This window comes from Microcoleus sp. N9_B4, assembly GCF_036701635.1.
Taxonomy (GTDB): domain Bacteria; phylum Cyanobacteriota; class Cyanobacteriia; order Cyanobacteriales; family Microcoleaceae; genus Microcoleus.
In genome coordinates this window covers 48,957-62,090 of sequence record NZ_JAUBRC010000033.1, presented here as the reverse complement: position 1 = coordinate 62,090, position 13,134 = coordinate 48,957, and the positions used below count along the sequence as shown (strand labels likewise).

Here is a 13,134-nt window from a genome sequence, read left to right as displayed (position 1 = left end):
CAGAAAGCAGCCCGGTGATAAAATTATAAGTATTGGTCTTGAAGTTCTCAAAGAATACCTATTTAACGAACCGCGAAGACGCGAAGAGCGCGAAGGAAGAAGGAGAAGAAGAGAGGTAATTTAGTTGCTTTTGGGAAGTAATTTAGAGTTTAGAGTCAAAGAACATTATTAATTCAAAACTCATAACTTCTAACTGACAACTTCCAAAAAAGTAGGGCAGATATTGCCTGCCCCACTGAATATTAACTCAATCCTTCTTCCTTCTTCCTTCTTCCCTCTTCCTTCTTCCTTCTTCCTTCTCTTTACCGCTTAGCTAACTTCAGCATTTGAGCCGTCACTGCCAAACTTTCTTCGTAAAGCACATCTCGGCCCCAACTCTGCAAGTGCTGGCCCAGCAACTGTTCCGTCACCTGATCGAACAGAGGACTCACCTGGTTAAACCGATCGGTTTGAGCGCCGCCCTTCGTTTCCATCCGCATACAGCCGCCCACTTCCGAACACAGAACGGTACCGCAGTCAGCCTTTTCGTTTGTAGAATTCAAACGCAGAGCAATCAAATCGCCCGCGACATCGCCCGAATCAGCAGTAGGAATAGCAGCCAACTCGGCTTCGACAATCCGTTCGTCCGGCCCCGCGAATTTAATTCGCTTGATTTGGTAATCGCCCTCTTCCTGTTTGAAAGCAACAGGACGCCACTGAAGCCGACTCGCCAGCCAACCCAAATACATCAGCGCTTGCGTAGAATTGTCCTGTTCGTAATCGATCGTCACCCGATCGATTTCCCGAATCGCAGCCCGACGTTCCGGGGCGTCAAAAGCCTCAGCAGCCAACTCCTGCCATGCGGCCAGCCGCCGCCAATTCAGATCCGCGATCGGAATTCCCTCCTCGATCAGACTTTGCATCAACAGCAATTCAGCTTCACACTCGGCAAAGCTGCTAGAGTCAACAATCACAGAACTGCTAACTGCCGCCAGCCGCTGGAACAAACCTCGATCGGCATCCGGGTTCGCCTTCCACCACAGCAGCGTCGGCAAATCCGGGATCGTCAACGCCGTCACGATGCCGCTCACCCGTTCCAAAGCAGCTTCCGTACCCCTCAGCGTAATATACTCGCAGCAGATCAGATTGCCAGTGGTGCGCTTGTGAACCGGACAATAAGCAGCCACTTGAGCCTGCACGCCTGTATCTTCCCCCGCCGTCGGGCACAGAGCAATAATCCGGCAGGGATTGGCAGCCACAATCGCATCAGCCACCCCGGAACCCCCGGAACCCAAACCACTTGATCCCATCTCCTCGCCATTGGAATTTTTGCGAGCCACTTCTTCCCGCAAAGTTGCCAGCAATTCAGCGTTAGGTTTGCCAGTTCTCGGCAGCCCGTAAGCTTTTTGAGCCGCCCTGATGCTAGATGCCGTCATCGGCCCAGTAATACCGTCCACTGGCCCGTCGTAAAACCCCAGATCCGCTAATAACCGCTGAGTTTCTTCCGGTTCGTAGACTACAAAAGTAAAAGTTGTTGCCCTAGTAGCGGTCGGAAAATCGCCCTTCGACCCTGATTCTCTGTAACTTTCCCAAATTTGACTCAATTCGGCTTCGATTTGGTCGATCGACACATCTTTAGGACTTTGTAGCGAAACCAGAGGCGGAGCTTTCATCGGTGTCATCGTCATAAATCTTTTCTCCTTTGTTATTAGTTATTAGTCATTAGTCCTTAGTCCTTAGTCATTAGTCGTTGGTTATTAGTTAGCAGTTATTAGTTAGCAGTTATTAGTTAATCACTAATACTAATGCTGACCTATCACTAAGGACTAATGACTGCTGACTAATGACTCTTAAAGTCTGCGCCACTTGCGGCCGTCTCTGTTAATTAGCAGTTCTGCTTCCGTCGGTTCCCAAGTACCCGCTTCGTATTTAGGAACCAAATCTTGGTCGTTGGACGATTCCCAAGCCATCAACGCCGGCGTTACCACCCGCCAAGCTTCCTCCACTTCATCAGAACGGGTAAACAAAGTTTGGTCGCCCAGCATACAATCAATTAACAGGCGATCGTAAGCATCCGAAGATGTCACCCCAAAGGAAGAACCGTAACTGAAATCCATATCCACCGTCCGCGTCCGCAAATCCGGCCCCGGCATTTTCGCCTCAAACCTCAGCGAAATCCCCTCGTTGGGATGCACGCGCATAGTCAAAACGTTAGGAGTAGTTTGTTGGGCTGCGGACTGAAAAATTAGCAGCGGCACTTCGCGGAACTGAATCGCAATTTCGCTAACTTTTTTCGGCAACCGCTTGCCGGTTCGCAGGTAGAAAGGCACTCCCTGCCAGCGCCAGTTGTCAATCATAAACTTCATCGCCACAAAAGTCGGCGTTGTCGAGTTGGGAGCAACTCCCGGTTCATCGTGATACCCCGGCACCGGTTTGCCCTTCATCCAACCTGCGGAATATTGACCCCTAATCGCTGAGAACTCCAAGTTATTCAAATCTGCCAAGCGAGTTGCTTGCAGAACTTTCATCTTTTCGGTGCGGATGCTGTCAGCGTCGAGCGAGTTCGGCGGTTCCATCGCCGTCAGACAGAAAATCTGCATCAAGTGGTTTTGCAGCATATCCCGCAACGCCCCAGAGGATTCGTAGTAACCCGCCCGGTCTTCTACGCCTACTGTTTCTGCAACTGTAATTTGTACGTGATCGACAAATTGCCGATTCCACAGCGGTTCAAAAATCGCGTTAGCAAACCGGAATACCATTAAATTCTGAACAGTTTCTTTACCCAAATAGTGGTCGATCCGGTAAACTTGCTGTTCTTGGCAAACCTGCTGCACGACTCGGTTGAGAGCTTTTGCCGAACTCAAGTCGCGGCCGAAGGGTTTTTCAATTACCAAGCGGTGTTTTACTGGATCAACCAGCATTTGAGCCGCGCCGAGTTGCCTAATTGCTTCTGGGAAAAAGTTTGGGGAAACTGAGAGATAAAATATGTGATTGCCGCGAGTTCTCCTTTCTTCGTCGAGTTCCGCTAAGAAAGCTTTGAGTTTTTGATAGCTTTCGGGGTTGTCAATGTCGCCCGGACAATAGTACAAACCTTGAGCGAAATCTTGCCAAAATTCTTCATTGCCAATGCCGCCGCCAAATTCTTCAATGCCTTCGCGCATTTGCTCTCGGAAGTAATCGTGACTCCAAGGGCGGCGGGCTACTCCCACCACGGTAGTTTCCGGTGGCAAGCGTCGATCGCGCTTCATCTGATAAATTGCAGGTACCAGTTTGCGCTGGGTGAGGTCTCCAGAAGCTCCGAAGATTACCAGAATTTGTGGTTCCGGCACCCGTTCTTTTCGTAAACCTACGCGCAACGGATTTTCAAGTAGCGTTACCATTATTTATTTTCCTTGTTCTAGTGGTGTTAACCCTACCAAGACACCATGATAGTTCGCGGTCATTTCTGCTAGTTGTTGGGTGAGAGAGTTAATCGATTCTTAATACTGCTAGAGGAGGCAGATGATTTTGCTCTCTAGGAACTCTGACACCCATTGATCTCAAAATTCCTAGAGAGGATTTAAAACTCAGCCTTTAAGAACCCAAATAATTATCTACTCCGATTCCCAAATGCTTCTGCCTTTCAGGATACAGATATCTGCCTAAGCGACGGGCGACAACTTCTGCACTTTCTCTTGCAAGGAATCCATCAGGGATTGGAACGGATTGACGAATTTCTCAATTCCGTCGATAAGCAAGTCTGCCATCACTTGGTCCAAGTTGATGTCGATGTCGGGATCTTTGAGACTTTCGATCAGGGTGTAAGCTTCTGCAACGTTGTTCTCAATCCGGGGTGCGACATCGCAGTGATCGAAACAAGCTTCCACGGTGTTCGGCGGCAAAGTGTTAACCGTGTCGGGGCCGATTAATTCATCGACGTACATGACATCGCTGTAGTTGGGGTTTTTGGTGCTGGTGGAAGCCCACAGCAATCGCTGGACTTTGGCTCCTTTGGCCGCTAAAGCTTGCCAGCGATCGCTCGCTACGATCTCTTTATACTTCTGGTAAGCTACCTTCGCATTGGCGATCGCCACTTTCCCCTTCACCGCTTCCAGTTTAGCTTTTGTGGAAATATCTGTGACATTTTTGAGTTTCTCGTCAATCTTGCCATCGATATTGATGTCGATCCGGCTCAAGAAGAAACTGGCAACAGAAGCAATATTGCTAATATCCAAACCTTTAGCCGCCCGCGCTTCCAAACCACGAATGTAAGCCCAGAAGGTTTCGACGTAGCTGTCAACGGAGAACAGCAACGTCACGTTAACGTTAATCCCTTCGCTGATGACTCGTTCGACTGCGGGCAAACCTTCAGCGGTTCCCGGAATCTTAATCATCACGTTTTCTTTGCCGAGGGATTTGTAATAGCGCAGGGCTTCGCTAATCGTGCTTTCTGTGTCGTTGGCGATCGTCGGTGGCACTTCAATGCTTATGTAACCGTCCAAACCCTTCGACTCTGCGTAAACTGGGGCGAAGATGTCGCAAGCGTTGCGGATATCTTCAAATACCAGAGATTCATAAATCTCCATTACAGATTTACCCGCCCGGATGCCCGCTTCGATATCCGCGTCGTAAATCACATTACCCGCGATCGCTTTCTCAAAAATAGCCGGATTAGATGTAATCCCGCGCAGTCCCCGACTTTCAATCATCTGTTTGAGTTCGCCGGACTCGATCAGATCGCGAGTCAAATTGTCCATCCAGATACTTTGGCCAATTTCTTTGATTTCTAACAGGTGATTCGTTGGTGTTGCTGTCATTACTGTAACTCCTACAATTTGATAGCTGTTAATTGGGACTTGGAAATTGAAAATTGAAAAGTGAAAATTGGCAATGGAAAATTGGTAATTGGGAGTCGAAAGTTATAAGTTAAAACCCTCTTCCTTGTTCCCTCTTCCTTCTTCCTTCTTCCTTCTTCCTTCTTCCTTCACTCTTGGACTGTTCTAGGATTGCGCGATCGATCTTGAATAAAAGACTCGACCATCGCTACATTTTCTTTACTGCCGACAATCAAGGGCGATCGCTCGTGCAGTTTGGTCGGCACAACGTCTAAGATGTCTTGAATGCCCGTACTGGCGCGCCCGCCGGCTTGCTCCATCAAAAACGCCAAAGGAGCCGATTCGTAGAGCAAGCGTAATTTGCCCTCGGGGTTTTTCACCGTTCCGGGGTACAAAAACACGCCTCCCTGGAATAAAATCCGGTGGAAATCTCCCACCAAAGCCCCGCCGTACCGGGCAATGTAGCCTTCGCTGCGGTGTACATAGCGAATGTAGTCTCTCAAAGATTCCTCCCACTGCCAGAAGTTGCCTTCATTAACGCTGTAAATCGGGCCGCGATCGGGAACCTTAATGTTTTCGTTAGCTAGAATAAACTCGCCCAAACTCGGGTCGAGGGTAAAGGAATGAACACCCTGACCGATCGAATAAACCAGCATGGTACTGGGGCCGTAGAGCACATAACCAGCGGCAATTTGTTTGTGTCCATGTTGCAGCAAGTCAGAAGCAGAGCCATCTGCATCGTCCCCCTCTTGCTTGCGGATGCTGAATATGGAGCCTACATTGAGATTGATGTCAAGATTGGAAGAACCGTCTATGGGGTCGTAGAGCAGACTGTAACGCCCGATCGGACAATTTTCGGGAATGTAATAGGGTTTTTCCATTTCCTCCGAAGCCAAGCGGCATACCAGTCCGCTTTGCTGGAATACCGAGATAAAGACTTCATTGGCATAGATATCCATCTTTTTGACGGATTCTCCCTGCACGTTTGTAGCCCCTGTAAACCCCAAGGCATCTGCCATTAATCCGGCTCTGCTGAGCCGCCTCGCGATCAGCTTGGCTGCCAGCCCGATGCGATTCATCAGGGCACTGAGATCCTGAGCATCTGCTGAAAAGCTTTGAAGTTGCTGGAGTACGTGACGAGATAGGGTTGTGCAATCGCGGTCTAAGGCTTGCACCTGATCGATCGGGCCCAGGCGGGTTTCCCCTGTCGGCGCGTTTACCATGATTTTGATGTCCTCCCTGTCTTGCTGCTCTGGATTTGGGTTCGATGGAGTGCTTGACACTTGCTCCTGAATCGGCTATTAGACCGATCGTCCCCTAACTTCTATCTTAGGGAGGGTTTTGGGAAAGGGCGTCGAACTTTAGGTGAATTTTAGATCCCCATCGAAAATTGAGGAGTTCGATCGAGTGTAGAGTCCGCAATTGTATTAAAAATCACTCAATTTTTTAATTAAGCGCAGAGGAAGTGCGAGGGAAGAAGGTTTTAACTTTGTGGAAGCGATACCATTCAATCTTTAAATCGCGACCTATAGCTATCGAACAGTTCATCGATTTTCTGGAGGTCAGATACCAGCGTCCCCCGCTCATCCCGGAACGTGCGATCGCGATCGCCCTTGAAGGAAAGCCAATTGAAACTTGTCGTTACAGCAAATTTCACATCAGAGATGAGGATTTTTGCATGGGTATCTCCCAAACGCTTAAGGATAAAATTATCTTTGTACTGACTCGCTAATTTTTTAAGATTTTTCTCAGCTTGGATATCGGATGGGTACTTTTTATCATCGTTCTCTCCCAAACCGTACCCAATGAAAACTTGTACTCCCCGTTTGAGAAGATTTTCAAATTGTTGAATAAACCGTTTATCCACAGAACTTGCCCGAATCCAAGGAGAGATAATCATCAAACGTTCTTGGCTATCTTGAAGAGCCTGTTCTAGGAGTGGGCGGTGTTCGTACATCTCTAGCCAACGCATAGGAACCGCCGCTAAGAGAGAATCTAGTTTGACTTGGAGTTTCTCTATTTGTTGTTGTGCCTCTTGAAGTTGTTGCTCAAAAATGAGTTTTTCTTCCTTATCTTCAGTTCGTTTTAGAGTGTTTCGAGTTATTTATATTTGTGCTTCAATCTGAGCTTGAGCAGCAGAAACTTCTTCCTTAATAGCCTCAACTTGTTGTAAAGGAGCTTGAGCAACAAATTCATGCCCTAAAACTTCTGCGGCTAACTTTTGGGGTGCGCTTTCCCTCAATGCCTCTAGTAAGCGAAGTTTCTTGACCCCCTTAGCACGAACAAATGCAGCTTCATGTTCATTAGAAAGGACAGCATCGATAGCAAAGGCAACCTGAACATCATCACTGTCCTTGGAGGGCGCAGCGCAGCCAGTTTTCATTCCCAGTTTCCAAAGCCCGCACTAGGGATATTACACTGATGTCCCTTTGAATATAAAATATAAAACTCTTGGAGTGCTGACATTTGTTCTCTCAATCTAGATATCTCTATATCCCAGGGAGGGAGGAGTTTCTCAAGGTGGCGAACCTCACTAAACCACAGTCGTAACTCGGGTTTGAGAGTTGCATAGAGCGTTTCGGGACACGACAGTAATATTGCTGTTATTATCTCTGCTACGAATGGCTGTTGCGGCCACTTCCCTACAACAGACATTGCATCCCCGTCATCGCTTGACAAGCATTGGTAAACAATATTAAACAGTGAATTTAACTCAATAGCTGCCCGTAATTTCTCAAGTGTCTCTGCCGTCTCTGACGAGGTATGCACCATAGTTGTGAATTCAACAGGCCAATGGTGCAGGATGGTACTGACAAATGAAGCAATTGAATCAGGTTGCTCTTTTCTTAGAATGTCGGGCAGTATTTCTGCAAAGTAAGTAGCAACACTACGCCACTGATGTAAATCACAAGCAACATGGAAAAAGGTTTCTGGCAACCTTTCACTCTTCTGCAATAAAATATAACCTCGACATTGATTAGTGACGGGATCGAGAGGTTCAAATGCTTGCCATAACAAAGGCAGAGAAACCCAGTGAGGTGGATATTTGAAACGGGCAACATCCAGCAGAAGAACTAGATCCCGCTTTGGATGATAACCACCAATTGGTGAAAAGTGACCATCACCCGTTTGTCCCAATACCTTTCGGCTGTAGGAAACAACTAGATGAATATCACCTGACGCCGTAGTCACTTTCTCAACTGCTTGCCGAAAGTTTTCCAAGCTGCTTTGGTGGTAACGGTTAGGCTTTACCACAGCACCGTTGCAACGTGCTATACAGACAAACTCATCAAAGGTGATACCGTTTTCTTTAATGACTGAAAGAGGTAAGCAACAGTCTAAAAATTCCTCTCCATACCATCTCCATACCCCTTTCCAAATGCGACCCGGATCGATGGATAAGGCATTAAGAACAACCACTAAACTACCCAATCCACAAAAAGCGGGTTCTGCTTGAGTATGAAACTGTTCCGCTAGAGCAAAATACCCTTCCATACCTCCCAATGCCAACGCTTCTCGAAATATTTGCTTTCCCTCTACGGAGGAAAAGGCAATAGCAGAATCGGGAAGTGAACGACGATAAAACCCTTGAGCAGACATTGAGTTTTTTAACCATTATTGCTCATTGTGCTAATAAATATTATGCAAGATCGTTACATTGATAATGATGAATGCACTTATTTACTATTTTTTTCAATTTTAGCAATAAAACGCTGCGAAGGTTTGCCTTTCGGGTACAAATTTAAAAAACGTGACTATTTGCGACCGACGGCTAGACATCAAGCTGATAAAACAAGTGGGCAACTTGCCACAGATTTAGCGGTATGCAGCTCGGCTAAATCTCACATATTGCACCCTCAAGAACAGGCTTTCCTGCCTGTTCCACAAAGAGTGAATTTTCTTGTGGAACAGGCCGGAAAGCCTGTTCCTAAAAAGCTGATTGAGAATGGTGCAACATCTCAGATTAATCAAACTTTTCTGAATATCCTCAATCACGCGATCGATGTTTTAGAAGAGTCGGCTCAAGAGTTGTAAGAGTTGCAATCAATCAAATTTAAGTCGGTGATTTGGGTTGGCACTGAGGTAGTCTATGCTCAGGAGATTTATATTGAGGTTGCTGATAACGACATGGCAATTAGAAAACATCTCATAGCGCCACTTTCTGCTCCCTTGTTGGTTGGCATAACCAGCCATTTTGTCAAGAATCACTCTCAGATATAGGATAATTATAGAGCAGCAGAAAGGAGAGTTAAAGTGTTTTTTGCTACCGGATAAAGCTACTGGATTTCGGATATGTCCCGCTGCGTCACAGTTAATTAATAGTATTTACCGTTGGGTATGGGCGGGTTTTTGAGATTGTTGGTTTTAGCCTGAGATTGTTGGTAAACCCGCCCATACAATGACTGCAAAATATTTGAAAAATGTAAAATTTTGTATGTGAACTGACCGAAGTTGCGGAAAATAGACGATAGTTGATATGCAAGAGATTTCAAGCGTCCGCGAAAACAACTTTTAATCAGGTAATAAAATGGTAGTAGCAGCACCTGTTCAATCCGGCAGTCAGTCGATTTTTCAAACTCGCTACGACAACTTTATCGGCGGCAAGTGGGTGCCACCGGTGAAAGGGAAATACTCGGAAAACCTGTCTCCAATTACAGGAAAATCAATTTGTCAAATCCCCCGATCGAGCGCCGAAGATGTAGAATTGGCACTGGATGCCGCCCACGCTGCCAAAGACAAGTGGGGCAAGACTTCCCCAGCCGATAGGGCGCGGGTTTTACACAAAATTGCCGATCGCATCGAAGAAAACCTCGATCGCCTCGCCATCGCCGAAACCTGGGACAACGGTAAACCAATTCGCGAAACCCGCCTCGCAGACATACCGCTGGCGATCGACCATTTCCGCTACTTCGCAAGCTGCATCCGAGCTCAAGAAGGTTCGATCGGCGAACTCGACGGAACCACCGTCGCCTACCACTTCCACGAACCCCTAGGCGTCATCGGACAAATCATCCCCTGGAACTTCCCGATATTAATGGCCGCCTGGAAACTCGCCCCAGCCCTCGCCGCCGGCAACTGCGTCGTCCTCAAACCAGCAGGCCCCACCCCCGCGTCAATCTTGGTACTGATGGAAATCATCGCCGACTTAGTACCAGACGGCGTAATCAACGTGATTAACGGGCCCGGCGCCGAAATCGGCAAAACCCTCGCCACCAGTCCCCGGATTGCCAAAGTCGCCTTCACCGGGGAAACCACCACCGGCAGGCTAATCATGCAATACGCCTCCCAAAACGTCATCCCCGTCACCCTAGAACTAGGCGGCAAATCCCCCAACATTTTCTTTGAAGATATCTGCGCCCAAGATGATGAATTCCTCGACAAAGCAGTCGAAGGATTAGTCATGTTTGCGTTTAATCAAGGAGAAGTGTGCACCTGTCCCTCCCGCGCCTTAATTCAGGAGTCAATCTACGATCGATTTATGGAAAGGGCGATCGATCGCATCCGCCAAATCCAACAAGACAACCCATTAGATCCGACAACCGCCCTCGGCGCCCAAGTCTCCATCAACCAGATGGAAAAAATCGCCGAATACGTCAAAATCGGTCACGCCGAAGGCGCAGAATGTCTGATTGGTGGCGAAAGAAACATCTTATCCGGCGACTTGCAAGACGGCTATTATTTCCAGCCAACAGTCTTCAAAGGAAACAACAAAATGCGAATTTTCCAAGAAGAAATCTTCGGCCCAGTATTAGCAGTCACCACCTTCAAAGACGAAGCCGAAGCATTAGAAATTGCCAACGATACTCTCTACGGTTTAGGTGCAGGACTTTGGACTCGCGACATCAACACCGCCTACCGCATGGGTCGCGCCGTTCAAGCCGGCCGCGTGTGGACAAACTGCTATCACCTATATCCAGCCCACGCAGCATTCGGCGGCTACAAATCATCGGGAATCGGTCGCGAAAATCACAAAATGATGTTAGATCACTACCAGCAAACCAAGAATTTGTTGGTAAGTTACAGCCCCAAAGCTTTAGGCTTTTTCTAAGGTTTTAGTCATTGGGAAGGAAAAAGGAAGAAGGACAAACTTCAATGATTCGCGAACTCCTTCTTTCTCTCTTTCCTCTCCTTCTCTGCGCCCTCTGCGGTTCATTTTAAAAAAATCTCATTCAAAAACGAAATAAAATTGCTACACAACAGAGACTGCAATGGAAACCATCGCGAAAGTCACCGCAACAGAAGCGGCTTTAAAATTAATCAACCATCTCAAAACTCAACACGGACAATTGATGTTTCACCAATCCGGCGGCTGCTGCGACGGTAGTTCTCCCATGTGCTTTCCCGATGGCGAATTGATAATCGGTGATGGTGACGTATTGCTGGGCGAAATAGGCGGTTGCCCCTTTTATATTGCAGCGCAGCAATACAAATATTGGCAGCACACGCAGTTAATTATAGACGTGGCATCGGGGCCCGGAGGTAGCGATTTTTCCCTAGAAGGGCCGGAGGGAGAGCGTTTTATTACTCGTTCTCGCTTATTTGTTAAGGCTGATTAATTAGTTCTTGCAAACGCGAGATACGTTAGATTGCCGACTTTTTAAAGAAGTCGGCAATCGGGGTATTTTTTATGCGGGCTTACTTATATACGCATTTCCTCAATAAATGCAGTGCTGTCAAAAATGCCATCTTTAAAAATTTGAGTGCTACGAACTCGGTGATTGTCTGACACTAAAGTGATTGTTTCCACAAAAGTAATCAGTGCGTTACCCTCAGTTTTTGTTGACCGAAAGCAGATAATGTCCTGACCCGCATCCCACGCGACCCCCGAAAAATCAGGATAACTGCTAGAAAATAATTTCAGCATCCGATTTTCATATTCACCTTCAAAATTTAGCTGAATGCGAGAACCATCTGAGTATTCATAGTTGTTAACGTGTCGGTGGTGACTCCCCTCAATCTCGATGCTTATAGTACACAAAAAGCTGCGAAGAAAATGTCCGCGAGTATCAGTCTTAATAAATTCGCCTTTCCAATTACCAATATGACGTGTGAAAATTTCCGGTACTTTCTCTAAATCAGGAGAGTTTAGAGGGTTGACGGTATCTTCATGAATTCCCAAATCGTTATTCATTAATTAGCCTCCGGTTTATCTAAAAAAATTGTCCAAACTTAAAAGGGCTTTTTTGTGGGTGGGGGCGTTTTTTTTTACCTGTCTGCACCCTTTAAAGTTATTGGCGAACCCGCCCTACAGGATGATTGAAATTGGGCTAACGGCGACCTATTTTCAAACTCATTTCGCGGCTAGTGCGTTGATATTCGTGGACAATAGGTAATCTTTCAGCTTGAAAATTTTCTAGCGCTTCGGCAATATTAGCACTATCTCTGAGATGTTGTGCTAAAGACAGCCCGTCTTCCCAGCCAGAAGTCATACCTCTAGCGCGTGTGGAACTTTTGGCGTGGGCCGCATCACCTATTAGGATAACACGACCATCATAGATTTTTGGTAGGGGGTCAATGTCATAGGAAAAACGACAGACAATGTTTTCTAAAGGGGTTGACTCAATCACTTTTCGCGCATCGTCGGGGAGTTTTGCTAGTTCTTGGGGAGGTATGGTGATATCATTGGGTTGAACTTTTCCTATTTCGGATTCGGTTCGCTCTTTTTCGATAAAGAAACCCCAATGAGTGCGACCTCCACCAATGTGAAAGAAGTTGGCATAAATTCCCCTACCGCGTACATAAACAAAAAAGTTTCCTTCGGGACAGAAGCTATTATCTTCGACAATTCCTCGCCAGACGATATCGCCTAAATAGAATAGTTCAACACCTGGAACTATATACTGACGAACTTTGGAGACGATTCCATCGGCACCAATTAAAAGATCGCCTTCCCATTTACTGCCATCTTTAAAGTGGGCGATCGCACTGTGTTCGGTTTGGGCGATCGATGCTAATTCTGCATTAAAATGAATACACTCAGGGGGTAACTTGTCGAGGAGTGCTTCTAGAATAGCTTTGCGGTGTACCAGCATTCCTGGGAGTTCATTTTCTTCGTAGGTGACGGGTTCGGAATTGATGACACCGCCGCGGAGGTTGCGAAACTCGAATAATTTAACCGGATCGCCTGAGTTGATAATTTTTTCGGTGATTTCAGGGTTGCCTTGATGAAGTGCTTGCATACCTGCTTGTACGATCAGGATACCACAGCCATCGGTGCGCGGATGGGGTGCTTTTTCAAACAAGTCAACTTGAAACCCCTGTTGAATCAGCAGAATTGCCAGATAAGCTCCTGATGTTCCTGCGCCGATAATACCTATCCTACTTTGGGACGAAACCATTT

12 protein-coding genes are annotated in these 13,134 nt (G+C 46.9%); 3 read left to right on the top strand and 9 right to left on the bottom strand.

Features of this window, described 5'->3' with window-relative positions; translation table 11 throughout:
* Positions 1-302: 302 nt before the first annotated feature.
* The 7 genes from opcA to QUA43_RS21035 all read right to left on the bottom strand — a co-directional run bounded on the left by opcA (position 303) and on the right by QUA43_RS21035 (position 8,393).
* Entirely contained in the window at positions 303-1,667 is a 1,365-nt protein-coding gene (gene opcA / locus QUA43_RS21065; protein WP_333376230.1) for a glucose-6-phosphate dehydrogenase assembly protein OpcA, read from the bottom strand.
* Positions 1,668-1,829: 162 nt separating this feature from the next.
* Complete coding sequence (zwf, locus tag QUA43_RS21060; protein ID WP_333376229.1) at positions 1,830-3,359, bottom strand: glucose-6-phosphate dehydrogenase; 1,530 nt, start codon at positions 3,357-3,359, stop codon at positions 1,830-1,832.
* A 261-nt stretch (positions 3,360-3,620) separates the two neighbouring features.
* Positions 3,621-4,775, bottom strand: a complete 1,155-nt coding sequence (tal, locus tag QUA43_RS21055; protein WP_333376228.1) for a transaldolase — start codon at positions 4,773-4,775, stop codon at positions 3,621-3,623.
* 167 nt (positions 4,776-4,942) lie between these two features.
* Entirely contained in the window at positions 4,943-6,016 is a 1,074-nt protein-coding gene (gene fbp, locus QUA43_RS21050; protein WP_333376255.1) for a class 1 fructose-bisphosphatase, read from the bottom strand.
* Positions 6,017-6,300: 284 nt separating this feature from the next.
* Positions 6,301-6,765, bottom strand: a complete 465-nt coding sequence (locus QUA43_RS21045; protein WP_333376227.1) for a phospholipase D-like domain-containing protein — start codon at positions 6,763-6,765, stop codon at positions 6,301-6,303.
* Positions 6,766-6,897: 132 nt separating this feature from the next.
* Positions 6,898-7,176 carry a hypothetical protein gene (locus tag QUA43_RS21040; RefSeq protein ID WP_333376226.1) on the bottom strand — a complete coding sequence of 93 codons (279 nt, stop codon included), beginning with the start codon at positions 7,174-7,176 and terminating at the stop codon, positions 6,898-6,900.
* Positions 7,173-8,393, bottom strand: a complete 1,221-nt coding sequence (locus tag QUA43_RS21035) for a phytochelatin synthase family protein (RefSeq protein ID WP_333376225.1) — start codon at positions 8,391-8,393, stop codon at positions 7,173-7,175. The genes QUA43_RS21040 and QUA43_RS21035 overlap by 4 nt, the downstream gene beginning before the upstream one ends.
* Positions 8,394-8,435: 42 nt before the next feature.
* Here QUA43_RS21035 and QUA43_RS21030 point away from each other — a divergent pair, with 42 nt between their 5' ends.
* From QUA43_RS21030 to QUA43_RS21020, 3 genes are all read left to right on the top strand, one after another.
* Entirely contained in the window at positions 8,436-8,828 is a 393-nt protein-coding gene (locus QUA43_RS21030; RefSeq protein ID WP_333376224.1) for a hypothetical protein, read from the top strand.
* Positions 8,829-9,321: 493 nt separating this feature from the next.
* Positions 9,322-10,842 carry an acetaldehyde dehydrogenase ExaC gene (gene exaC, locus QUA43_RS21025; RefSeq protein ID WP_333376223.1) on the top strand — a complete coding sequence of 507 codons (1,521 nt, stop codon included), beginning with the start codon at positions 9,322-9,324 and terminating at the stop codon, positions 10,840-10,842.
* 160 nt (positions 10,843-11,002) lie between these two features.
* The gene (locus QUA43_RS21020) at positions 11,003-11,350 is read left to right on the top strand and encodes a DUF779 domain-containing protein (protein WP_333376222.1); all 348 of its coding nucleotides are present in this window, start codon (positions 11,003-11,005) and stop codon (positions 11,348-11,350) included.
* 83 nt (positions 11,351-11,433) lie between these two features.
* Here QUA43_RS21020 and QUA43_RS21015 read toward each other — a convergent pair whose 3' ends face one another.
* Complete coding sequence (locus tag QUA43_RS21015; protein WP_333376221.1) at positions 11,434-11,925, bottom strand: DUF3598 family protein; 492 nt, start codon at positions 11,923-11,925, stop codon at positions 11,434-11,436.
* A 136-nt stretch (positions 11,926-12,061) separates the two neighbouring features.
* Complete coding sequence (locus QUA43_RS21010; RefSeq protein WP_333376220.1) at positions 12,062-13,132, bottom strand: FAD-dependent monooxygenase; 1,071 nt, start codon at positions 13,130-13,132, stop codon at positions 12,062-12,064.
* Positions 13,133-13,134 lie beyond the last annotated feature (2 nt).